This window comes from Pseudoalteromonas luteoviolacea S2607 (assembly GCF_001625575.1).
GTDB lineage: Bacteria > Pseudomonadota > Gammaproteobacteria > Enterobacterales > Alteromonadaceae > Pseudoalteromonas > Pseudoalteromonas luteoviolacea_E.
In genome coordinates, this window is sequence record NZ_AUXV01000045.1 from 151051 (window position 1) to 176513 (window position 25463).

Consider the following 25463-nt stretch of genomic DNA (forward strand, 5'->3'; position numbering starts at 1 on the left):
ATTGATCCCACCAAGTAGGTTGGTCTTAATTTGCGGGTGATACGTACCTCATATAAAAAATACAGTAGATAAAAAATGGAATTACAAAATTTAATTACAGAGCAGGGTGTGCGTTGTCATTTTGAAAAGGGCGCGCAAGTATTTAAGCAAGGTGATGACTGTGAATATATTTACTTTGTTGAGCACGGCTTGTTAAAAGCTTTTTATGTTACGGCCAGTGGCAAAGAAACCATCAAGTCGTTTATCAAGCAACATTCAATCATTGGTAGTTTGAACGCCGCGCTTCGTCTTGCTCCCTGTACGTTTAGCTTAGAAGCATTAGATTCCAGTGTGTTAATTCGCTTTCCTTTTAGTCAACTGCTAGAGGAAAGTAAAAGATCAATGAGTATTTCCCAAGAAGTTGTGCAAATACTGTTGGGTTTGGCGCTTAAAAAAGAACGCAGAGAATTTGAGTTGCTGACCTTGTCTGCGACAGAACGGTTTAACAATCTAAAACGCGCCGACCCAGAGCTAGTTAAAAAGCTTACTCAAAATGATATTGCGAAATATCTAGGCATCACCGCTGTTGCCTTAAGCAGGATTAAGCATCAAGGATGAACTAAACGGAGCAACGCGGCATATCGCGTGTGTTTGATGCATTAATTCGTACATTTACCCCATTCATTTTACTCATCTTTTTTTATCTTTGACCCATAGCGACGTAGTTTTGAAGCCGCGGTGAAGTGCCGCTATTCAAACCTGCCGCTATTTGCTGTGGTTGATTAGCACACAAATCAGCTGATTAGTGGCGCATCAAACCCTGTTCAATGGTTTTTAGGCATTCAGATAAATAAGGCGTGTGCATGATAGTTTTTCTGGGGGGAACGTGTAACCAGTCTACTTGGCGTAACAAGCTAATTCCTAACTTAGCAGTGGACTATTTTAATCCTGTCGTAGAGCACTGGGACGAACAGTGCTATGAGAGAGAGCTTGTCGCGCGTGAAACAGCCGATTTTTGTCTATTTGTAATTACCCCAAAAATAGAAGGATTGTTTGCTCTGGCCGAAGTTGTTGATACGTCATACAAGCGTACTGACCGAACAATTTACTGTTATCTAGAAGAAGATGGTGACGAAAGTTTTACCCCCCAACAATTGGCCGTGCTTGAAAATATTGGCGATTTAGTTGAAAGAAATGGCGCTGTGTGGCTTAAGTCCCTAGACGAAATTGCAGACTTTTTTCGTCAAGCCGCACAAATTAAGCCACCAGAGACAGAAAACGATATTTACGATGTATTTATCTCTTATGGCCGCAGGCACAGTAAAGGGTTTGCAGTGCAACTCAGACAGTCACTGATTGAACAGGGTTACAAAGTTTGGCTGGATACTGAAAACATTGCTATTGCAGTTGAATTCCAACAAAAGATAGATGAGGGGATCCGTTACTCCCATAATTTTTGTTTTATTTTGTCGCCACACTCTGTTAATTCGGAGTATTGCCAACGCGAAATTCAAACTGCGATCGAGCTTAATAAACGCATCATTCCAATTCATCACATGGATATGGGCGCAAGTGAAGGTGATATCCCGGAAAAGTTACAAAAATTAAACTGGATGATGTTTCATTGCCATCGAACTTATACTCAAACCCTTTCAATGTTGGTCAATGCACTAAACCAACATACAGAATTACTGCACCCTCACGGCGAATTGCTGTTACATGCTGATAAATGGGTAAGCTCACTCAAAGGCCACGAGGATTTACTGTATGGTAAAGCAATGCTCAACGCTTGCAGTTGGTTGGCGCAAATTAGGCGAACTAAAGATCTAGAAGTATACCCGCTCGTTGAACATACCAGCTTTATTAATGCATCTAGGTTATATCATCAGGATGACATGTCCGATATTTGCTTGGTGCATTACTCTCGAGATCAAGCGCGAGTAAACAATCTATGCCACTACCTAATCCAGCAGGGGTACGTCACTGTTACAGAAGTCTTAGATGACGTACAAAGCAACTCATTAGATCAGCTTTTATATAGGCGGTTAGGCACTGCAACATTTATTGTTGTGTTGGCCAGTGATGGTGCTAATTACACCTCAACATGGAAATATGTCCGAGAGTATGTGCGCAACAACGACAAAGTGAGTTTCACTTTACTTGAAAATCTCTCGCCTGAAAAAGGGTCGGACTTAGGCCAGATAGTGCGCTTTGCTGACAAATTGTGCGCGCAGGCACTATGCGAGTTGCTTTTGCATCACCTTGAGCAAGATAAAGAATACCTTACATTAAGAAATCGCTTGTTTTGTAGAGCGGTGCAATGGGACGAAAGAAAGAGCAAGGGTATTTTATTAACTAACAATGAATTGATCGATTATCAGCAGTTTCTGGTCATTGCTCAAGCCCGTTCAGTATATGGCGCACCTAAAGTCCTCGTCGACTTCGTTGAACATAGTGCTCAAGCTCTTGAGCAGCGTACTGACAACTGTGTAGACCTATTTATTTGTGCAGACACAGAAGACAGCCATTTTGCCTTACGACTCAAGCGTCGCCTGACTGAGTTAGAGAAAACTGTTCATTTCACTGAGGATGATTTCAGCGAAGAAGCTGACATTCAATACAAAGAAATGATTGCGTCTTCTTGTCGAGTTATCGCCGTTTTACCACGACATTTGTCTGAACACGTTAATAAGTTATTGAGCATTGCAAAGGAATTAGGCAAACCCGTTACTTTTATAAAGCTAAAGCGTTTTAGGAATGCGAGTTATCACGAGTTTTATCTAGAGGAAGTCCAATCAGCGTTTGAGGTTGATGAGCTGTTAGAAGTATCGCTCACGCATTTGCTTGCAAAAATTAGTGGAAATACAGAGTACCTAGAGTCATATCGATATTGGTCGCAAAAGTATCATTTTTGGCATGAGCAAAAATGTACAGACGAATTTTTACTGGGTAATACAGAGTCAATATTGGCAAACGCTTGGTTAGAGGGTGCCTTGGCGCATGTAAATGAACCAAAGCCAAACAAAAACTTAATTGATTTTATCAACCTGAGTAAAACCAGTGTTGAACATGCGAAAAGAAATGAGCGAAAAAATAAAAACCGACTAAAAATATTTTCTGCACTGTCATTATTTCTGTGTTGTATCTCTTTATTTCTTGGTCTGAATGCGATTAAAGATGGCCGTATTGCACAACAGCAAACACTTGCCATTCAACTTAAAAATACGGCGTTAGAAAAGAAAACAGAAGAAGCCAAATTGTTGGCTAAACAAGCCGAAATTGCACGTCTCAAAGCTCAAGAACAAACGCTATTAGCACAGGCTAAAACTGAGCTCGCTAATACCCAGAAACGTAGAGCTGAGCAAGAGAAAGACAATGCACAAAAGCAAAAAAACCTCGCGCTTGCATTAAAGCGAGATGCGGAAGAAGCGCAGCGGGCAGCACTGCTACACCAACATGAGGCCCAAACACAAGCCGCAAAAGCGCTACGGTTAAAGCAAATCGCAGAAATTGAGGCGTTGATTTATCAGGCTCAAATTCAAAATGAAGGGAAGGAGAGGATCTCGCTCGCGCTAAAAGCGTATCGTCAATTGCTTAGCTTGGATGCTGATGTAAGAAACAACGCACTTTATAATCTGCTGTATCGAGAAATTAAGCCACAACTTATACCTATCAAGGCCCACTCGGTACCCGTTGAACACCTCACTTACTCCCAGTCAGACAATACTTTGTTCAGTGTTGACAGAGGAAGACGTTTGGTTGCGCATCAATTTTCTGAGCAATGGCAAGCTATAAAACAGTTTGAATATGAAGTCGATTTCAATGTTGTTCAAGTAAAATCAGAGAGTGGGAGGACATTGCTCCTGAGTGATAGCAATAAAATCTATGAATTAGTCAAACAAGATGAAAAGTGGGCATTAGTTTCAAATACCACAAATATTTCGGTTCAAAAAATTCTACGTATAGAAAAATTTAAGGTTTGGGTTCAAAGCGGTAGTGACTTAGTTGTCATTGATCAGGTGAATTCAAATAAAGAACGGCATTCCTTCACCAAAGCAACTTCTTTATTCGTCAATAACGATCTGAACTATATCTTTGCTCAAACACAGGGTGAGTTGTCTGTTTGGAAAAACATAGAAGGGGTTTACAAGGAAATTTGGCGAGAGCCCCATGATGTTGCAATTTTGCATGCGCAGTTTGTGGCTAACCGCTTAGTAATTGTCGATTCCAAAAGCGTGTTTAGTAGCTTTATTTTGGAGCGCAATGAAGTGTCCCTTGTGAGGCGAGGCAAAGCACACGAACACCCAATTTCAGAAGCGTTTTACGTCCCCGCAATGGAGCAAATGATAAGTACGGGGGTTGGTGGCACCGTTAAGTTTTGGCCATTTGGTGCACACATTTCCAATCGAGCACCAATCGAAATTAAACACTCTAACTGGGTATACAGTGCCACACATGTTGAAAGTGACGATGGAGCGTTTATTTATTTGGGGACAGATAGTGGTCTGATTGTCCCCGTACCGTTAAGTATCAAACATTTAGTTAAACGTGCAGAAAAGAAAATACAACAAGGAATAAATGAGTTATGAAGTATTGGGTCATATTTCTCATCCTCTGGGTAAGTTCCAGTCAAGCTAAAGTCATTGGTAAGGTCACAAATGGAATAAGTGATGGTTGGTTAAATGAAGTGAAAGTTATCAATGTGCGCAATGGTGCAGTGGCTTTCACAAATGAGTATGGATCGTTTGCGATAGATGCTAGCGCGGGCGATAAACTTACATTTTCATTACGTGGTTTTGACAGCGAAACGCTCATCGCGCCCTATAACAAACTCGTATATGCCGCTTTAGAGCCTTATGAATTTCAAGACACGGGCTCGCTGAATAGCGTGCTCTCGACGGGAGGCAAACAAGCCCAGACACTCGCAACTACACCAGCGAGTGCAATTGTTATTACCCAAGCAGAAATCACCAAATTTGGGTATCAAACTTTGAAGGAGGTGTTAAATCACATTTCTGGTTTGTATCTAATCGAAGAGCATAGTTGGACGGGCTCTGGAGCAAACGTTGGGGTACGTGGCTATATGAGTAGTGGCGTCAACAATGGGCTGCTAATTATGATCAACGGTGTGACTCAATACGAAGATTATTGGGGTCAATTTCCCCTAACTCGAATTGATATACCAGTAATTGCAATTGCACGGATTGAAGTGGTGCGTGGGCCGATGTCTGTTACATATGGCAATCAAGCATTGTTAGGCACTATCAATATTATTACACGTGCTGATACAAGCGATTCAAAAAACGCTAGCGATGACCGCATAGGGTTTTCATTCAATAATGAAAACGATAAAAGGTTTGCCGCAAAGCTCTCTTATGAGGGGAATACAAATCATACCCTTTCATTTGGTGCAAGCACAGAGTCTGGAAAGTTCGATACGCAAAGCTTAAGTTCGAGTGCTGAATTTGCGTCTAACTATGGTGATTCATTGTCTGGGCAATCATTTTTTCTGGGGCTGTCTTCTAACTACAGAAAAAACTTAGTGCTCAACGCAAATCTATCTCAGGCAAAGAAAGGCGTACTGGCTGATTTAAAGTTTGCTTCAGAGCATTTTGGCACGCTAACTGGACGGCAGTATGCAAATATTAATGGGTCAAACTTTAGCATGAGCTATAGGCACCCATGGAGGGATGGTGCAGGGCAAACTAAAATGACTTTTGGGTACTATGCCCATAACTCAATGCAAGACTACTCTGCAGGTGGCGTTACCTATGGTTTTGCAAGCTATCGTTCTAAAGCGATGCAGTTTGAGTGGGAGTTAGCTATCAATGGGCACCAGTTGTATCAAGTGCCGATGAATTTAAGGCTAGGTGGGCAAAATCGTCGGGCTTTAGATTTACATACAACATTTGATATTGGCACAGACGCTCCAAGTTTAGCAGACAGATATATTGCGCTTGATCATGACGATGCGCTGGATACCCACTCGCTATTTTTTCAGTTAGATTATCGCTTTGACGAAAAGTGGTTAGTAGACCTTGGCGTGAGAGCCGAGCGTGTCTCAGGCTACCAAATGATATTTGGCTGTAAAAGCTTAATAGCGATTTGCAGTACTTCAACAGGCGCAACGGAAAAATCTTTATCACTGTACGAGCGAAAAGCGAATGTAGCAGCGCTTACAACGGAGTACACGCCAAGAGTCGCGCTGATTTATCAAACCAATCCTGATTCCGTTTTCAAAGTTATTTATGGTGTGGGAGCAAGAAACCCTTCGTTTGGTCAGAATGCAGATGCAATTGAATCAAAGTCGTTAAGTACATTTTCACGTGAGCAGGTAAAGTCACTTGAGCTGATATATTTGAACCAACTCAATTACGACTCAATAGACTTAACAATCAATTCTCAGCTTAGTCTTTTCTACAGCAAATTAGATAATTTAATTGTGCGTCATGGGTTAGAAAGCTTTGCACGCACGGGGGCCAGTAAGGGCGTTGAGTTATCCACCGAAGTGACCTGGCGAAGACTGTTTGCCAGAGTTGGTTTTAATTACTATCGCGCCGAAGATTATCAAATGGATTTTAGAGTCCCAGCGTCCCCTCATCAATTAGCACAATTGAAAATTGGTAAAACGCTTACAGATGAACTTGGCGTCGGTGTATCCATCAGGTTAATAGATCGGATGTACAACAGCTTTTCTGAGTGCTCCCCAAAAGGGGAGTGTAAGTACATCAACCCACAGCGCCCGTATGCGCGAAAAGTGTGGTTAGTGGACATGAGCTTCACCAAATCTAAGCTTTTTGACATGCCAGTATCTACGCAGTTTGGTGTTAAGAATTTATTTAACACCGACCACCGTTACCCCATTTCTTCAAATAATGCATGGTTAGAGCGGGGGTTTCCTGCTGAGCCTAGACAAGTATTTATGGCATTTAAATATCAGCTTTAAGGAGTATGGCCAATGTTTAGAAACTTAGTGGAACGCTTGAGGTATCGAGCTATTGAATTCCCAACTGAGCTTGCGGTTATGGATGAAAGCAAATCGCTTAGTAATCAGGAGCTATGGCAATGTGTCAGTCATAGAGCTGCGTGGTTTGTTGAAAAAGGGATCAATGCGCAGGATAAGGTCGCTGTTTGCCAACCTCGTGACATAAATTTGGTAGTGACTGTGCTCGCTTTGGTTAGTATTAGAGCCATATTTGTACCATTAGATAGGCAATTGTCACACAGTGCCATCAGCCAAAGATTGAAAAAGGCACAATGTAAAGTATTTATTAGTGACAAACCGCCAAAGTTTAGACTGGTTGGCAATACAACGATTGATTTAAGCAAAGAAACAAAAACGGCTAAACCAATAGCTAAAGGTGAGCCATTTTGTTTTGGTGATTTGGCTTATGTCTTATTTACTTCGGGTTCTACTGGGGCACCCAAAGGGGTGATGGTTAAATATGATTCAATGTATCGGCACCTGGCGTGGAAAAGTACGGTTTACCCTGTAAAAAGCAATAGTATCGAATTGCTCAAAGCACCATTAAGCTTTGATGTGTCTATCAGGGAATTATTCGGATTTTTATTTTCAAAAAACGCGTTATTCGTACTACCAGATGGCCATGAGAAAAGGCCTGACATTTTGTGTAAGAAGATTAATCAACTCAAGCTAAAAGAGATCAGCGTTGTCCCGAGTTTTTTATCAGCACTGCTGACCTATATAGAAAATTTTGTACATATTGAACAACTAGAGTCCCTCAATCGGGTTCTTGTTGGTGGAGAAGTATTATCTAGCAGTTTGCTTAATGCCTTTATACGTGTATTTGGTAGAGATAGCGTTTCGCTTATAAACCTTTATGGCCCCACTGAGGCGACTATAGAGGTAACGCATTATGACTGTCTATCACAAGCCATCCCTAAGGCAATGTCGGTACCAATAGGGAAGCCCATTTATAGAGATACACTGTTTGTACTTGATCATAAGGGAGTGCCGGTAAAAGATGGAGACATTGGTGAACTCTATATTGCTGGCGATCAAGTGGCACTGGGGTATGTTGGTCTAGATGATGAATCGAGCAGGGCATTTAAAACTAGTTGGCTTTCTGGTCGACGCACCTATAAGACGGGTGATCTAGTCAGGCGATTGGATGATGGTAACTTAGTATTTTGTGGCAGGATTGACCATCAAGTAAAAGTGAATGGCAAAATTGTCAATCTAGAGCAACTTATAAAGTTGCTAGAACCGCTGCTTTGCGCATCTGATATCAGAGCGATAGCATACACAAATAGAGACGCACACACTGCCATACACTTGTTCGTTTTAGTTGAAGCGATTATTCAAGGTAAAGTAACGCCCAGAGATGTCCAACAACATATATTGCAAAAGGCAGGAGTCAAAATTGCCCTAAGCCACATATTCGCAGTGATTAAGTGGCCTAGCGCTCCAAATGGTAAGTGTGATTTGAAAGCACTGGCCAAATACACCGTGCAATGGCCAACATCTTTCAGTTCTCAAAGTAGGTCTAGTTACGAAGTAACAGGTATTGTTGAGCAATTTGAATCAGTAGCCAAAGCTGCGCCAAACAGAACCGCACTCATTTTTGAGAACGAAAAAATTTCTTACGCTGTCTTAAATAAGCAAATTAATCGCATTGCCCACTGTTTACGTTACGAACACAACGTCGGTTATGATGATATCGTCGCGGTTTGTGCATTCCCTAGTATTATTTATGTTTCTGCAATTTTCGGGGTTCTAAAAGCGGGAGGAGCATTTGTTTCGCTTAAGGCTGGCGAGAAACTGCAGGCAAAAGAGGCCTATACACAACTCTCAGAATGCTCCGCGCTATTACTACTAACAGATAGAGCGCACGAAAATAGCTTAATTTATCCCAGGCTTTGCATTGAAAACCTAACCAGCGATGATTATTTAGCCGAGCAAAATTTACCTTGTTTGAGGACACCAAAAAGCTTGGCTTATGTTTGTTATACCTCAGGGTCTAGCAGCAAAGCGAAAGGCGTGTTGATTGAAGATTATGGCTTACACCATCGTTTGTATCATAAGCAATTACGAGATCCGATCCGCCCGACACAAGGATACTTGCAGCTAACAACACCGCAATTTGATGGCGCAATGTGGGAGCTCTTTGGCTGGGTGTATTCAAGCAGCTTTCTTGTCATTATGCCTGAAAATGAGCGAACCAACCCGGACAAGATTATCCACTATATTAGCGAGCATAATATCGGTGAAATATTAATGGTGCCTAGTCAGTTACATGCATTTTTGACTTACGTTCGTAATTACAATTATGAAAATCAGTTAAGTGTGTTGACGCGAGTACGCGTGGGTGGAGAGCAAGTTCAAAGAGATACGATAGCCCTTTTTAAGCAGGCGAATGTAAAAAATAAGATTTGTCTTATCAATAATTATGGCCCAACAGAAGCAACAATTGATGTATCTCAAAGCCACATTCAAACGCTTGAAGCTAACAATGCGATTACCGTTGGCCGTGCACACGTTGGAGTAGAACTGTTCGTACTCAATGAACAGCACAAAGAAGTCTCACAAGGGGAGCTTGGACAGCTCGCAATCGGCGGAATAGGTTTAATGAGAGGTTATGCTAAAGGTGATGGGCTACTTCAAAGTGCCTTTTGTACACACCCATACAACTTGCAAAACCAGGTGTATTTAACAGGGGACTTGGCTTATCAAACTGAATCAGAGGAGTTTGTAATTAAAGGACGGGTTGATGAGCAAATTAAGGTGCATGGGCAGCGCGTTGATTTATCGGAACTCAACAAGGTGTTTTCGGATATATTGCCTTTCGATATGTTTAAGGTGTTGACGGCAAACTCAAACTTGGGATCGCATATTGTGGTGTACATATTGAATCGCGCTGTCAATAATTACGTTGCTTTAAACATGGAAGAAATTAAAAAGCTAGTTAAGTTCAATTTACCTGCCTATATGATACCCAAGGCTTACTATTGCGTCGAAGACTTCCCGAAATTAGAAAGTGGTAAAATTAATCGCTCAGCATTATTAGACATGCATTTTACACGTAATTGTGATGATGAGCACAATCAACTGGAAATTAACCTATTTGAGGTCGTTAGGCGGGTTTTTAATTTATCTAACCTACCCAGCGAAGATCAAACGCTTGAAGATTTAGGTGCAGATTCGGTGAGTATTATTTTGCTAGCGGCTGAACTAAAGTCACATTTGGGCTGGCAAATAGAACTAGAATTGCTGACCCCAGAAAGAACGATCGAAAGTATCAGTAAATTGCACTTTAGTGATGTTAACCGTGCACGGTACATAAAATACAACCCTAATCAAAACCCAATTTTATTCTGCTTTCCGCCCGCGTCAGGTCTCGGTTTTTGCTATCAAAACCTCGCAAAAGCACAGCCTCAAATCTCATTAATAGCATTTCATTTTATGGAGTCATGCAAAGACATCATAAATACCTATTGTGATGACGTGACGCGATTAGCAATAGGGGATATTCATTTAATGGGTTTTTCTGGGGGCGGTAATCTTGCAATGCAAGTGGCGCAAGCTTTAAACATGAGAGGTGTTCAAGTCAAAAGTATAACGCTTATCGATGCATATATTCACACTCAGCAATTTAGGTGTTTACCAAGTAAGATCCGCAATATGCGAGACTCGCTGAAAGACCAAGTGTGTAAGGAGTTAAAAAGTTCAGGGCTGCCGTTGGATGTGCTTGAAAATAGAGTCTGTGCTTATTATCAGCATCACTGGCAAAACCAGATTAGTGGACAAAAAGTTGATAGCCCAATCCTACAGATCAGTACGACGCAACAAGCCCTGTTGAAGGAAATAAACGCTACGCCTGAACTTGGTTTACTGATGCATGACAAGTGGTCAGACTGGACCGAGCAAACTTGTCTCAAAAAGTTCGTTAATGCGAATCACTATGAATTAATGAGTGCGCCTCACATCGAGACGATAGGCCAATTAATAGAAAAATTCATTGGCTCTGAAGTTAAGGAGCTACGCGATGAACATTGAAGTTTATGCGAACAAGCAAAACGCAATGATTAAAAATTTAGTAAAGGGAACTCAAGAGGTTCGTTGCGTATTTTTTGATGAAAACGCAGAACTAGAAGTAGATTTTTATTTGTTCATTTTGTTGCAGGAAGATTTAGCGGCAAGACATATTCCGACAACGTTGCCAAAGCTGGTGGACTATTCCAATAAACATCCTGAAAAAACCCTATTCTGTTTTGCACAGGACCAAGGCGTCGAACTGATAAGCGATCACCAACTCAAGTCGATTAATGCGGTGGGTAAGCTAGTTGAAGACAATGGAGTGAGGTGGCTTACAGAGCTGCCAATCTCTTTAGATGCACTTTTTAAGCGAGGTGGGTACTGACGATGTTAAGAGTAGAATTGGTTACTGGATTCGACCACTTATACGAGAGTGGGGCTGTCGATGCTCGTAAGCTCCATGCTCAAGCTGTAAAGCTCACCGAGCAAAAGGAGATAGTTTACCTAGACGCTTTGGCCAGTGTCTTACCTGCATCTAAACACGTGTGCATTTCATCAGTCGATTCATTGTTCAAGCGCTATGAGGCGGGGTTTGGCCCAATTAAAGATTTTCTATTAGGACTTAAACTCATCTCCAATCAAAATGGTGTTGTGATTAAGATCAGAGTGAATATATTTGTTTTTGCCTTTCTTGCTCATGCTAAAAATTTAGATTTGATGTTTCATACTGAAATAGCTGCTATGCATAAATCTCGCTTCTTGAGTTGGCAAAATGCTATTCATAACTTGGTCTTGTTTGAATCCAAAGGAAGAAAAATTACCTGTGAGCAAAAGGTGCTCGTAAAGCCATATTTAAAGCTGCGTAAGATTCTCGAGCGAGACTCCACCCGTAATGAACTAGCATTATTGGCCTTACTCACTTTTTCGTGCCCAATGCACGAAAAAGAAATTTTAAAAGTGTTAGGGGGGTCTGATTCGGGGCTTAAAGCATTGCTCTTTACTTTGCTAGATACCGGTGTAGTAACTATCTCTTGTGGGTTAGTTACAATCGAGCAAATGTATATTCCAATCGCAGTGTTTTTTGTTCGTGCAAAGCTTGGCGTTGACCTCATTCAACTGTCGCAGCGGTGGGTGTAATGGCCGAGTTGATCCAATATTTTCAAAACATCTATGTCGTGGTTTACCTAATTCTTTTAGTAATGAGCCAAATTGCTGTGCTTGCATTGTTTACACTGTTTAAAACGCGACGTAGAGCCAGGCGGGCCAAAGTCGGGTTGTCGGAGCACCGGCTTTTGTCGCACGCTAATGAATTAGAGCAGCATCGACAATTTACAAAATTACAGGCATGGGTGTTTATTTGTCAGCTTTTTGGCCTGCCAATTCTTCTTTGTGTAATCGCTTATTTTATGAGTAATGAGTCTAGCGGTATAATTGACAGTCTTACAATTTCATTTTTATTGATGTTTTTTTGGTTAACGTTTGTTGGAACCGACGCGCTTAAGTCTTTGTTATCAGGGTTTGCGTTTAAAGTACTAGCGGGCTTCAAAAAAACGATTCAAGTGGGTGATGTGATGCAAATTGCGGATTGTAAGGGAGAGCTCATTAGTTTGGATAGCTTTCATACGCAGTTAAAGCAAGCAAATGGGTATGTTGTTACTTTTCCAACCGCAGAAATGTGGCATCGGCGATTTGCTTGTGCAACCGCAGGAACTGCAAGTTCACCATGCGAAATCCCTTTCTTCTTGGCGAGCAATATTGGAGCGGATAAACTGCAGCGTTTTGAACGTCGCTTGTGGAATGAACTTCAAAACTCTCGGTATGTTGATTTGAGCGAACCGATTAAGATTCACTTTATGCAAAATAAAGACTGCATAGAAGTCAATGCGCTAGTGCATGTTGCACTGGCACGAAATGAGTCGGTGTTTAAAAGTGAACTGTACCGAGCAGTGCTACTGATATGTGCATTAGAAAAAATTAGTCTTTCAAGTTGCGAGCTGGAGTAATGATTTTGGTTGGGTGCTTGTTAGATTAAAGTAACACACTTGGAAAATTTAAACTAAGCAATCTTTACTAATTAGACTATCTTTAAACCGTAGTAGAGCCAGCTGGAAAGATTGCACTTGTGGCATTGTACATAAGCGTAATGATTAGCGACTACTACAAAGAAAGGTGACGATAAAACAGGGTGGCACATAGCTGCTGAAATCATTTCACGTTTAACAATGTAGAGAGTTAAGTATGAGCTCAAATAACATCAGCATAGTAAATTTAATTTTCGCAATCTTTTTACCGCCAATTGGTGCTTTTTTGCAAGTGGGTTTTAGTGCACATTTCTTTATTAATATTGTTTTGACATTACTTGGTGGATTGCCAGGTATGATCCATGCTATTTGGCTGGTTGTAACAAATAAAACTGGCGACTAGATAGCGTGTGCGCCTTCTAGTAAACAAGTTTGCACATGGGTTTTGAATCGATGAGGACTGAATATTTTGTCCATTCGGATGGATGTGGCGCTTAAAACGAATGAATTTGGTTATGCCATTCATCACAAAGACTTATGGTGAAAACTAGGTTCATTCTTGTTTGCGAGGAAACTTTGCGCCTTAAGAGTGGGTAAGTATTAAATAGAGTAAGTACTGTACGACGTACTTACTCTTTTTATTAATGAAGCACTTAAAGTCCGCTGTGGTGCTCGCGTTGTCAATGAAACTTGGATGCTAAGTTCTCAAAATCTTGGCATCCACTTTCTATAGACTTTTTAAAGTGGTTCTTGGCCTTTTTCAAATCAGTGTTCAAAAACCACAAGTACTGACTTAGTACGTTATCTTCGTTAAACAAATAATATCGACTTAGTTCATAATCAGCTTGGCACTCTCCAGCGTCAGCAGCTTCTAACAAATACCCAATTCCTTTTTCAGTGTTAACTACTTCAGGAACAGTCAAATAAGATAGGCCAAGTAAAAATTTAGCTCTTGAGCTGCCTTGTTTTTGCGCCTCAGTTAGCCAATAAAGGCCTTTATTTGGGTCATGATTGAGCCTTCCTGTTAATTGCATATATTCTAACCCAAGGTTAATTTGCGATAGAACGACACCTGTATCGGCCGCCTTTCTGAGCCAAAAAACTGATTCTTCCAGCAGTGGCCTGTTAGCAAGTAAGTTGCCACGCAGATCTTCTAGTGTTGCTGACAGGTTATTCATTGATTGGGGGTGCCCTTGTTTGGCAGCTCTGTGGTAATAATTCTTTGCTTTAGAATTATCAGTTACTCTGCATTCGACTCCTGAACTTGAAGCATAAGCGTGACCAAGCTGATATAATGCCCACACATTGCCTGTCGAACTTAGTTCCTCTAATCGGCTTGTCGCAAAATCACAACTCCACACACCTTCATCTTGCATATAATTTGTGTATAACACATCTGAATGTGTATTGTTTTTATATGTTTTTTCTAAGACTAATAGAAACTCAGGTACCTCTTTATAATCAAATTCTTTAGATCTACGATAATATTGACCTGCTTTTCTGAAGTCGGTTCTTACGCCATATCCAGAATTGTATAAAAAGCCCAGCCGAAGAAATGAAAATGGGTGCTTGGACCTTTCATAATGTGATTTTGCTTTGTTAAAGTTTTGCTCGACTATATAACCAAACTCGTAATAAATGCCCATGACTAAGTTTGAGTAATCAGAATTAGCTGACTTGAGCTCCTCAACTGTTTTTAACTTAAGGCTATGAGACTCTTCATTTGAGTAAGACATGTAGGGAGCTAAGAATAAAATAATAATAGAGATCGTTCGCATTTTTCTATTTTGATCAGGAAAAAACAGCAAGCTCAATTATACAGAAAATAAAATATTACAGGACTTTTAATGTATTTTCCCCAGAATCAAATAAAAGCACGCGTTGAAGAAGGTGGCCGCAACGCGCTCATATAAAGGATTTGTCCCGCTTACAGTTTAAAACGAGATAACTCTTCGGTCAGTTGGATACTATCTTTATTGACAGTTTCGAGCATGTTTATGACTTTGTCTAGCTCTGCAATCGAGTCACTGGCTAAGTCTCTTAGGCGGATAATATTATTATCCATTTCTAAAGACGCATCTGACTGTTGCACCATGGCTTGCGCTATATTATCCACAGCTGCATTTGCATCATGTTCAAGTTCCATCGCTTGTTTTAGCTGCTCTGAAACTTCTCTGACTTCGTCTCTTGTTTCATCAGTTAACGTATTGCCGTTTACTACCTTATCAACAGCTTCACTCCCCATGCGCTGTAACGCGTCTACGGTCCCCTGTATTTGATCGATTGACTGTTGGGTTCTGTGCGCCAACGCCCTTACTTCGTCTGCAACTACAGCAAAACCACGACCTTGCTCTCCGGCTCTAGCGGCTTCAATTGCTGCATTGAGTGCAAGTAAATTGGTTTGTTCAGCAATCGATTTAATTACGTCTAGCACAACACCTATTTCCTTACTTTCAGAGCTTAGATTTGTGATCACAGTAACAGATTCAGACATGACTTGAGATAGGGCGTTGATGTTCTCAACAGAATGCTCCATTTGACTGCTGGCTGAGATCAGGTTTTTGTCGGTCTCATTGGTGCTTTGTGCTGCTTGATCCGCATTGTTAGAAATGTCTTTAATACTCACAGTGACTTGGTTAATGGCTGATGCAATTGACTGAGTTTGTGCTTCCTGTTCTTGTATTTTTGTGTGTATTGTACTCGTTGCTTCGCGAACGTTATTAACAGACACTTCAAGGTGATTAGCGGTTTCTATGATAGATTCAATAAGTGACTTGAATTTATCTTGAAAGTGATTAAATTGGACTGCAACATTACCTATCTCATCATCGTCATCTACTTCAATAAACTTCGTTAAATCACTTTGCCCTGACGCAAGGTTAGCGAGAGAGTCTTCTAGTTTTTTCGTTCGACGCAGTACAAAACGCTCGAACATGGTGACGAGTGTGACAATCATTAAAATTAATACAATAAAAGCACCAATTAAAATGTAATTTCTAATATTTGACGTCAATTCGGTAACATTATCTAGTGGTTTTGTTACCTCAAGCACACCTCTTACATCGCCAAGTTTCCAGTTTGCTCTGGGCGTTAAAGGGTGAGTGTTATGACAGTTTACGCAGGCCTCTGCTTGCATTGTATCTGCAACTGCAATTCTCAAGTATTGACTTCCATTTTTTTCAAAAAGTTTGGAGTAAACCTCTCTTGGGTTGGCTGTTAGGTAGCGCCAAGCTTCTTTTTGAAATGAATCAAGCTGTCGCTGTTTGCGGTTTGGAAATGGGTATTCACTGTAAAGTTGAACTTTAGTCCCTGACTGAGAAATTAACTCGCTTAGCTCATGAATTAATGTTGCGGGTAAAGGAAGGGCATTTTTGTCATTTCGATGTTCATAGTGAGGCGACATACCAAAAGCTTTTGCTTTCGCGATGACGTTTTTAGTGTAGTAACCCCTCAGTGTTTTAAATTGGTTTACTGTTACAACTGCATCATCGGAAGTAATCTGTAACATTGTTGACTTGATAATTGAAGGTAAAATGGTTGCGACCAAAATAGCGACGATAACCATCATTAACCCCAAAGGGAGAACAAAGCGCCGCGTCATCGACTGACTTTTCATAGCGAGATCATCTTCACAATAACAATGTGTCTTTAGAGCATAGTACAAACTAAAGAATTACTAGTGATTTAGTATGTTTCGTCTCACCTTTATTTAAGCAAACAGGTTTGACTCGGGGATTGAGCATAGTGTAACAGCTAAAAGCGCAATGGATAGCTACAAAGTCGATGTGAATTAACACCGCATTCGACAATATAAAGGGGTCCACCGATTATCACGTAGTACCTGTATGGACTTCTTTTTGACTGTACACGCAACCTGGTCTCCACCGGCTAAGTGTCACCGACCAATGATATGCGAATTGCGTTCACGCTAATTTGTTAATTCTGAAATATTAATTACGCTTTTAGCTTTTAGCAAAGTGTGTTTAGAACAAAGTTTTTAATACTAAATTTATATATATTGAGTTGTTAAAAGTAAAAAAAAGAATAAACACGTTGGAAGAGCTTTAATCAAAGTATTAACGCTTGTTGAGGATAATCGTATATTCAAAATTGACGAAATACCTGAGTTGAGTTTAGGTATAAAATACTAAGTAGTATTTTCATGCTGGTACTTAACTCTAGGTCGTTACTAAGCCTTTAATATATTAACTTTATGTAATAATTTATCACCATTTGTTTTATCAATTTTAATAATTAATTCCAAACCAATAGGCGCGGCAGAAATGTCTAACATGCACGTTTAAATTATAAAGTGCATTAAATACAGTTGGTTATGTGGGTTTGCGTGTGTGTTAGGTTGATATGTTGACATAAAGTAGTGTGGCTGACACATTGATGTTGGCAGTACAAATAAAATAATAAAAGGAAATTAAGATGAAAAGATATACGCTAATGGCAGTTGTAGGCTTAGGCCTAGTGAGTGCTTCGGCATCGGCACAAGATTTAGTTGTTGAGTGTCTAATAAGCGGTACGCCTACACAACAAACTTTAACCCCTCATTTTTGCTATAGCCAAACGAATGTGCCAGATAGTGGCGTTTACTTCAAATTGAAGTCAAGCAAGCCCGTTGCTGATGTAACATGGTCTTATGGCGGTAGCTCTGGCAGTTGGAGGTGTAATGGCAATTCATCATGCTTTTACACTGCTGCACGCCGTGTAACAGCAGGCTCAGTAGAGGCATGCGTAACTCGCGTTTTATACACTGATGGCACGTGGGAAAATGCAAATGCATGTGCAACGGGAGAGTTTTGGTATAGCGGTGGAGGTCCAAACCCTTTAGACCATGAAGAAGTAGAATAAGTCTAATTTTTATTCATACAAGGCTGTTTAACAGCCTTGTTCAGCTGCTCTAAAAGGCGATGGCGCTTTTTATTGACTGCAAGCAGGATTCAACTGCGTATTTCCTTCTCAAAATGAAAAGTGCATTGAAGGTGCAGGCCCCCGCGCGAAAAATGAAACCAAAGCTTAATTTTAGCTACCATCGTTTCTATTACACTTTATTAAGTCAGTTTTTCTACTAAATAGTCAATTAACACTCTGACTCGCTTGGCTTTTTGCGTATTTTGATGAAAATACAAGTACAAAGGTGAGTAAGGATACCAATAGTTTTGTAATACGGGAACAAGCGTCTGATTGTCGAAATAGTCTTGCACCATGGGGGCAACAATACGGCCGATCCCCAGACCATTTAAAGCGGCATCTAGCATCAAGTCTGTATCGTTAACTACCAATGCATGAGGCATGTCTACAGGAAGGGTTTCCCCCTGATTATCAAGAAGCAATGGGGCTAACTGATTTGACGAAATAAAACGATACTGAATCAACTTGTGTTGTTTTAAATCATTGGGCTGACTGGGTGTGCCATATAGTTCAATGTACTTCTGTGAGGCAAATAGCGCTTCTTTCATTGGTTGAGTGAGACGCTTTGCAACCATTCCTTCTTGAACACGCTCGCCAAACCTGATCCCTAAATCAAATCCGTCTTGCAAAATATCGACGGTCGCATCTGAAATGGAAATTTCCAGCTCTATATTTGGGTATCGCATGCAAAACTCAGCATAAATTGGTTTTAAAAGGCTTTGGTACACAAACCTAGGGGTCGTTAAGCGAACTTTACCAGATGGATCTTTGCTTAGTTCGCTAATACCTTCAACGGCGCCATTTAGTTGCTGTACCGTGTCATGTGTTCGTTCAAATAATTGTTTACCTGCTTCAGTCAGCTCAATTCTTCGCGTGGTACGTGTAAACAGTGGCAGACCTAACTCGTTTTCCAGTGCTTTTAATGCATTGCTAACCGAAGGCGAGGCAATCTCAAGTTTACGAGCCGCTCTTGCGATACTGCCTTCTTTCGCAATGGTATGAAACATAATTAGCTGATTAAATGTAGAACCGTTCATTATCTCAAATATAGATTGTTAGCTAATAACTACTAATCTATTACATTTTCACTCTCTAATCATTACTAATTGATTATCTTAGACTGGATTTGTTCATTCAGATAGGTTTAACGAGGTAAGTATGAGTAGAGTTGTTGTGATTTCTGGGCACCCTAATTCAGAAGGTTCAAACGCCAATAGTGTGATCTTAAATGAATTAAAACGTTCAGTTACTGAATTAGATGTTAGGTACTTGGATCTGCTTTATCCAGATTTTCAAATAGATGTTAAAGCGGAGCAAGATGCGCTTATTGATACGGATATCATCGTTCTTCAATTTCCATTTTATTGGTACTCAATTCCAGCGTTACTGAAAAAATGGATTGACGATGTTTTTGCGTATGACTTCGCCTTTGGTGCCAATGGTGACAAACTCAAAGGTAAAGACCTGATATTGTCATTTACGGTAGGTGGTCCAGAGGAATCTTATGATCCACTAGGCTACAACCACTTTACGATAGAGCAGCTCATATACCCAATACAGCAAACGGCTTACTTGACGGGGCTCAATTTTAACAAACCAATTTATACCCATAGAATGGTTTATATAGAAGGCGTTTATAACAAGTTAGAAGATGTACAAAGTCGCGCAGCGTCTCATGCTCAAAGGCTTTTTGCGCTTATTGACGAGCTCAAGAGCGCCCCTGAGGCAACAATCAACAAATTCATAAAACAATGGTTTGAAAACTTTGATGCATTGCCAAATGACTCTGCACTTTTTACACAGTACCTGTCAGACGATATCACTTTGATTATGCCCGAAGGTGAGTTTAGAGGACACAGCGGATTTAGAGATTGGTACAAAGGAGCGAGAGAAACGTTTAAACCAAACTGCGAACATGTGGTTGAGCAAATCACAGTCAATAAAAAAGGGGAGCAGTCTTATCTCGTTGAATTACGTGTGAGGCTACTAGCTGACACATTTGCAGATTCAAAACTACAAGGGGAGAAAATAAATCTATTAGTTAATGAGCTATGGGAGCTTGAGGTAAGAGAACACAATGAGATTGAAATATCTCAATATACCGTGGAAGTTGTTTAGCATAACCTCAATAAACGCATGATTGGGAGTTGAAAGCTCAGTGGCATTGATCTTTTTGATTCTGATACGAGCTTTCAACAAAGTGGTATTTAACGCACATTTGTCTTTTCCAATTTGACGACAATTGTTGTGTATCTAATTCAGCTTTAGATAGTGATAACTCAAACATAACTCTGGAAGAACGTCAGATTCAGTGTATTAAAGCCACAAAAATTAAAGCTCATTCAAGCGAAGAGTATAAAAGCGAAAAAGATAAGTGTGTTCAATGTAACATATCAAGTACTGTAGGTGCCGTTTTGCAGTCTATAGTATCGGCTGCTCTATTGATAGGAGTAATCTTCTATCGCTACAATACTACACTAGCAAGTTGCATAAGCGGACTGCTCATGTTTGGTTCCGCTTTGCTTCGTATACATTTAGCTAAAAAGTACGCCTTTGAAAAGCGTCATATTCCATAGGAAAGCGATGGAACAATTGTCAATCACTGCGGATCTTGAAGATTACTCCGTGGGCCTTACATGCAAGGCACACCTAAACGAATTTTCTGGTGTTGGAGGGGCTTGGTTTAACTTAGGTGACGTCGCAACTTTTTGTGACAATTTAAGTCGGCTTGCCTCTGAAATGATAGGTTCCTTTGAACTGATTGGTGCTCAATCCAAAATTGATGGTAGCGAATATCTAGAAACCTTTTCAATTAGGTGTTACGTACTGTCAGCCTCTAAAATTAATGGCATTATTGGTATTCATGTTACGCTGGCAGATTATCCATATACAGGCTGTCGTAGTAATGAAATTAGGCAATTTTCTGGAGAATTTAAAATAAGACATCATAAAATAAAAGAATTCTCAGCCAGTCTCTTAAATTTAATAAATAACAATCAAAGTGAGGCTGTTTTGTTCGGCGATGGGCGCATGTAACAAAGCAGTAAAAAGCTTGGTTTAGTTCGCACTTCGTAAATATTAGTAAGCAACTTGTGCCATTTAGCACGACACTTGCGCATCAAGTGAATTGATATATGAATGAATTTGCAAGGAAAAGAAATAGGTTTGATGCCGTGTCAAAAAATATTCGACTCGGCATTTGTTCACTTTTCAAGACTATTAATAGAGTCACTTGCCCTTGCTGTGGGTATCCTACTTTAGTTGAACGCGGTCAATATGATATATGTGAACTTTGCAATTGGGAGGATGACGGCCAGGATGATGAGGATTCTCACACTGTTTTTGGTGGCCCCAATGGTGGTTATTCACTAGACATGGCGCGCACCAATTTTGTGAAATATGGCTCTATGTATTCTCCTGAAAATGACACCAGAATCACGGGCGATTCAGTAGAAAGGGCGGCTCTAAAAGAGCAGCTTGTTGAGATATTTGACAGTTTACTGAGTGAAAACGATGCAAATCTATCGAACATTTGGAAAACGGTGTTAAAACTTGAGAAAGCCTTGGATAGAGAGCTTTCACGTAGCATTAATGAGTATGAAAAGTCGCTGAAGTAATAACAAAACCCACCGCCGGAAGCAGGCGTTCGTGACCTATCACCAAATCATATCATTTTAAAAATCCCTAAATTAGCAATATATACGGCCTTATATTGGCAAAATGACAGAATTGGGTGATTTACGATGGTTGTTTACAAGTACTTTATCCCATGTGACCATTGGGGCTTTTAATTTTCGTCTTTTATGAGTCGTGTTTTCAGCTGATTATTTGAAACATGCGCGAATAGGGAGTAGGAGGTCAATTGGAATATTCTTGGAAGCCTAAAGGTTGGTTGAGTATTTTATACGGTTTTGCTTTACAGCCATTTGTATTTCTTTACGTCAATAGAGCCAAACTATTTTGGTTTTATTTAATTTTATTTATATTGGTTTCTTTATTTGATACAAAACTACATGCGATACCAGATAAAGAAACATGGTATCAAAACATTTACTTCGTGTGGTTTATTCTAATAATTTGTCCTGTCCATGCATTTTTAATATCTAGAAGGTATGACAAAGAACAAGTCAGGAAGTGGTATGCTAGTTGGTGGATCACTTTAGTGTGTTTTAGCGTGTTTCTTACATGTTTAATCATTGGAAGAGCGTTTTTTTATGAACCATTTTCTATTCCCGCAAAGTCAATGAGCCCTGCGTTAAACCCCGGTGACCACGTAGTAGTTAGCAAATTTGGATATGGAAACTACAGTTACTCAGGAATACGAATACACACAACAGAATCAACAAGAATGCTTCAAAGAGGGGATATTGTCGTTTTTAAACACCCACTGGATCCCAATATTGATTTTATCAAGAGAGTAGTAGGGTTACCTGGAGATAAAGTGACCTACCGTAACAAAACTATTTATATTAAACCTGCATGTGTAGACGAGACAACTGAGTGTCCTAGCTATAAAGCCGTTGATAAAGAGCTTAAATTTACTCAAAAAGAAGATGGTTCTGAATACGAGTATTATCAAGAGTCTTTAGGCCAAATTGAGTACGAAATCAAAACGAACAACAATCATACAGAAATGGTCTTTCATTATTTTAATCAAGCTGGTAGTCGGTTAGATGAATGGATAGTGCCAGATAATCATTACTTCGTCTTGGGTGATAATAGAGACAATAGCCTAGACAGCCGCTACTGGGGGTTTGTACCCGATAGTAATATTGTTGGTAAAGTCATTGCGAAGTGGTAATGCTTGACCCCATTATCAATGGGGTCAGAGTCGTTGGTGTCATATACGTAAGCTAATTCGGTAGTAATCAAGTTTTGGGTCAAACGTTAAAAGTTGTCTTTGCATTTGTTTGCAGCCCTTATGAATAGCAAAGCGTTCAGCCGCTTTTTTGCGGGGGCATAATTTGTATACAGGAAGACAGTGCTTTACCATTATTGCTTTGCGCACTGTCTCCTTTTCTAAGTAAAAATTACTTCAAACGCGCAGCTACATAGTTTGCGTGTGTTTAGTAAAAACTGGCTGAATATTTATAAACTACTAGCCTTGTTGATATCTATAAAAAGGGCGGTTTAGGCTTTCTTATTGATCAAAAGTACAATGCACAAAATATTCGCCTTGATACATTTTTTGCTGTAGCTTTTCTTTTATCTGCTGTGTAACTAATTCCTGCCCACCGGCGATAGAGTGGAGCTGGCACATATGTGTCTGCAAATAGTCTTGCATCTCGAGGCTATCGATATCCCACAATACAGGTTCTCCAAGCTTTTCTAAGTGACGGTATAGTATTTTGGGCACTGTGTTTCTTGGGCTGTCTTTGGGCTCTAGAGTAGAAAAAATAAACTGCGTACCTGCACCTGTTAACGCCCGGATAGAATCAAAGATTGCGTTGACGTCTTTTTCGTTTAAGTACATTAAAACCCCTTCACATATAAATAAGGTCGATCGCTTTGGATCGAACGCCTCGAATTCGGTCAGTGCTGTTTGGAGCTGTTGACGACCAAAATCTACTGCCAAAAAGTGCATGTTTTGGCGCTGAGTAGCCCCTTGTTCTAGTGCTTTGACTTTTTGTTCTTGAGTGGCTGGGTGATCAATTTCAATGAAATTCACCTTGGGGTAATCTTGTTGAAGACGCCAGCATAACGAGTCGAACCCTGCGCCTAAAACGACAACCTGAGTAATACCCTCTGACAGCGCATTCAGAGTTAGATGCTCAATGTGGCGCTTTCGCAATACATAATGCAGAGAAATACCTGGCAACAAAACCCGTTCTCTAAGTTTTGCTAGTTTGCAAAACCACCAGCTATTGAGTTGTTTTAGTCTACGGCGGCCTTGTTCGCTACCTTGTAATATCTGACGTGATACTGAAATTACGTTGTCGTTTACCAAGCCTCCATACTTTGATGTTTTGGCGGCAAATAAAATCCCCTGAGCGACGGTAAAAGCGGTAGAGCTGGCATTATTATCTTTCACGAAAGCGCCTCACTATAAAAAACGATACTGTTCTCAGTTAAACCAATGCTGCCTGTTTGAGCTTGTTGTTCAAGAAATGCCTGACTTTCGTTGCGCTCAATCCCTGATATGACAGAAAACGCATGACCACCCATTCTGACAACTCGTTGATGTGGTTTCTTCAGCATAGGTTGCGCGGTTTTTGCAAGTTGCTCCAGAAAAAATTGTAACCTTTCTTCACGTGAAGCGTGTGCGTAAATCAATGCTCTGCGGCCTACATCTCGAAGTTTTTGATCCATCACTTTTAAGACCTCTTTCATGTAGCTTTGATCTTGGTTAACTTTATTCCAGAAATCCACTTTTCTTAATACGAGTAGGTCGGTGTTGACAATGGCTGTGGCATTGACTTTACGAGCCTGTTCATCGATCAAGCACGATTCGCCGAATAACTCGCCAGCAGTTAAAGTTGCCAAATCAAAATCTTGCAGCTGCGTGGTTGTGTCCATAGTAATACCAATGGCACCGCTGCTTATTAAGTAGGCCTCATCTGGATTTTCATCAGCTGCGTTAAAAATCGGTGTGCCTGCACTGACCAGCAAGTATTCATAGCACAGTGCAAATAATTCTGTCAGTTTAGAGTGTTTTCTAGGGCCACCAAACGCCCACTTTGTGATCTGCGCCATACTGCAATGCATAGGTACCATAGAGACAGAAATATGTTCATGTCTAATTTGTGCCCCAAGTGCTTTAAGACCCATACGCTTGTAGAGCGCAAGTGTTTCGATGTTAGCGGTTGTGATAATATCAGTGACACCTCTAGCTTCACCGATATCGCAGCTCAATTTAAATAAAGCCCGAAACAAATCACGGCGATTTCGCCATCTGGCATCGATTGCAAACATGCCTGAGTTAGCCAGTAAAGGAGTAGACAAGCCTTGTGACTGGGCTTGATCAATAAGTTGGGTGCGATATTGATTAAAGTCGTACATTTGATCCGCTGGCAGGCGAAGCGCACCATCTATAACTACGCGTATTGTACCGACCGGTGTTTCACCATCATAAGCAATAATGTTGTAGCTGTCGGGCATACCGTCAAACATATCCATAATGATACGTTGCGGATTTTTCTGCATATAAGTGTATTCTTCTGCATAGACCTGGTACCTGAGCTGGTATACGTGATTGAGCTCAACCGGGGTAGTGGCGACTTTTACTCGAATAGACATTGAACGGGCTTTATTTTAATTATTGCAAAGCTGGATTGTAACCCTGAGGTGGTGCATGGTAAACAGCTCGTTCAAAGAAAATTAGGATAAAAGTGTGACAATTAATGATCGCCTGTCTAATCCTAGCCCACTGACATAAAATTCATAAAGAACAAAAACAAAACGACAAAATCAATGGGGTCAGAGTCGTTGGTTTTAAGCACAGTCGATTCTCGACGCGTGTAGTTGTTCCAAAACAAATTACACGCCCGTAAAGATCAACCCTAACGGACTAAATTGTTAGAATCTATTCGCGGTTATTCAGAATTAGT

Annotated in this window: 18 protein-coding genes; 13 read left to right on the forward strand and 5 right to left on the reverse strand. The window is 40.4% G+C overall.

Going from position 1 to position 25463, the window contains the following annotated elements:
- Positions 1-75: 75 nt before the first annotated feature.
- The 8 genes from N480_RS16895 (at position 76) to N480_RS16930 (ending at position 13399) form a co-directional block, all read left to right on the forward strand.
- Positions 76-597, forward strand: a complete 522-nt coding sequence (locus N480_RS16895) for a Crp/Fnr family transcriptional regulator (protein WP_063373614.1) — start codon at positions 76-78, stop codon at positions 595-597.
- A 245-nt stretch (positions 598-842) separates the two neighbouring features.
- Positions 843-4568, forward strand: coding sequence for a TIR domain-containing protein (locus N480_RS25655; protein ID WP_063373615.1), 3726 nt, complete (start codon positions 843-845; stop codon positions 4566-4568).
- Entirely contained in the window at positions 4565-6925 is a 2361-nt protein-coding gene (locus tag N480_RS25935) for a TonB-dependent receptor plug domain-containing protein (protein ID WP_063373616.1), read from the forward strand. The genes N480_RS25655 and N480_RS25935 overlap by 4 nt, the downstream gene beginning before the upstream one ends.
- A 12-nt stretch (positions 6926-6937) precedes the next feature.
- Entirely contained in the window at positions 6938-10996 is a 4059-nt protein-coding gene (locus N480_RS16910) for a non-ribosomal peptide synthetase (protein WP_063373617.1), read from the forward strand.
- Complete coding sequence (locus tag N480_RS16915; RefSeq protein ID WP_063373618.1) at positions 10986-11360, forward strand: hypothetical protein; 375 nt, start codon at positions 10986-10988, stop codon at positions 11358-11360. Before N480_RS16910 ends, N480_RS16915 begins: the two co-directional genes overlap by 11 nt.
- Before the next feature lie 2 nt (positions 11361-11362).
- Complete coding sequence (locus tag N480_RS16920; protein WP_063373619.1) at positions 11363-12112, forward strand: hypothetical protein; 750 nt, start codon at positions 11363-11365, stop codon at positions 12110-12112.
- Positions 12112-12978 carry a mechanosensitive ion channel domain-containing protein gene (locus tag N480_RS16925; RefSeq protein WP_063373620.1) on the forward strand — a complete coding sequence of 289 codons (867 nt, stop codon included), beginning with the start codon at positions 12112-12114 and terminating at the stop codon, positions 12976-12978. Before N480_RS16920 ends, N480_RS16925 begins: the two co-directional genes overlap by 1 nt.
- A gap of 235 nt (positions 12979-13213) precedes the next feature.
- A complete protein-coding gene (locus N480_RS16930; RefSeq protein ID WP_063373621.1) occupies positions 13214-13399 on the forward strand; it encodes a YqaE/Pmp3 family membrane protein in 186 nt (61 codons plus the stop codon).
- A 277-nt stretch (positions 13400-13676) separates the two neighbouring features.
- On the opposite strand, the gene N480_RS16935 is transcribed toward N480_RS16930, so the two are convergent.
- Both N480_RS16935 and N480_RS16940 read right to left on the reverse strand, forming a co-directional pair.
- Positions 13677-14732 (reverse strand): tetratricopeptide repeat protein, encoded by a 1056-nt coding sequence (locus tag N480_RS16935; RefSeq protein ID WP_063373622.1) that lies wholly within the window; start codon positions 14730-14732, stop codon positions 13677-13679.
- 191 nt (positions 14733-14923) lie between these two features.
- Complete coding sequence (locus tag N480_RS16940; RefSeq protein ID WP_081231910.1) at positions 14924-16612, reverse strand: methyl-accepting chemotaxis protein; 1689 nt, start codon at positions 16610-16612, stop codon at positions 14924-14926.
- 818 nt (positions 16613-17430) lie between these two features.
- Between N480_RS16940 and N480_RS16945 the strand changes: the two genes are divergently transcribed.
- On the forward strand, positions 17431-17856 hold the full coding sequence (locus N480_RS16945; RefSeq protein ID WP_063373624.1) for a hypothetical protein: 426 nt from the start codon (positions 17431-17433) through the stop codon (positions 17854-17856).
- Positions 17857-18056: 200 nt separating this feature from the next.
- Here N480_RS16945 and N480_RS16950 read toward each other — a convergent pair whose 3' ends face one another.
- Positions 18057-18953, reverse strand: a complete 897-nt coding sequence (locus N480_RS16950) for a LysR family transcriptional regulator (protein ID WP_063373625.1) — start codon at positions 18951-18953, stop codon at positions 18057-18059.
- Between the two features lie 121 nt (positions 18954-19074).
- Between N480_RS16950 and N480_RS16955 the strand changes: the two genes are divergently transcribed.
- The 4 genes from N480_RS16955 (at position 19075) to lepB (ending at position 22717) form a co-directional block, all read left to right on the forward strand.
- On the forward strand, positions 19075-20034 hold the full coding sequence (locus tag N480_RS16955; RefSeq protein WP_063373626.1) for an NAD(P)H-dependent oxidoreductase: 960 nt from the start codon (positions 19075-19077) through the stop codon (positions 20032-20034).
- Positions 20035-20499: 465 nt separating this feature from the next.
- Positions 20500-20952 (forward strand): hypothetical protein, encoded by a 453-nt coding sequence (locus N480_RS16960; RefSeq protein WP_063373627.1) that lies wholly within the window; start codon positions 20500-20502, stop codon positions 20950-20952.
- Positions 20953-21050: 98 nt separating this feature from the next.
- On the forward strand, positions 21051-21533 hold the full coding sequence (locus tag N480_RS16965) for a CPCC family cysteine-rich protein (RefSeq protein WP_063373628.1): 483 nt from the start codon (positions 21051-21053) through the stop codon (positions 21531-21533).
- Positions 21534-21778: 245 nt separating this feature from the next.
- Complete coding sequence (gene lepB, locus N480_RS16970; RefSeq protein ID WP_063373629.1) at positions 21779-22717, forward strand: signal peptidase I; 939 nt, start codon at positions 21779-21781, stop codon at positions 22715-22717.
- A 339-nt stretch (positions 22718-23056) separates the two neighbouring features.
- Here lepB and N480_RS16975 read toward each other — a convergent pair whose 3' ends face one another.
- Positions 23057-23947 (reverse strand): class I SAM-dependent methyltransferase, encoded by an 891-nt coding sequence (locus N480_RS16975; RefSeq protein WP_063373630.1) that lies wholly within the window; start codon positions 23945-23947, stop codon positions 23057-23059.
- Positions 23944-25152 carry an N-acyl amino acid synthase FeeM domain-containing protein gene (locus N480_RS16980; protein ID WP_063373631.1) on the reverse strand — a complete coding sequence of 403 codons (1209 nt, stop codon included), beginning with the start codon at positions 25150-25152 and terminating at the stop codon, positions 23944-23946. The genes N480_RS16975 and N480_RS16980 overlap by 4 nt, the downstream gene beginning before the upstream one ends.
- Positions 25153-25463 lie beyond the last annotated feature (311 nt).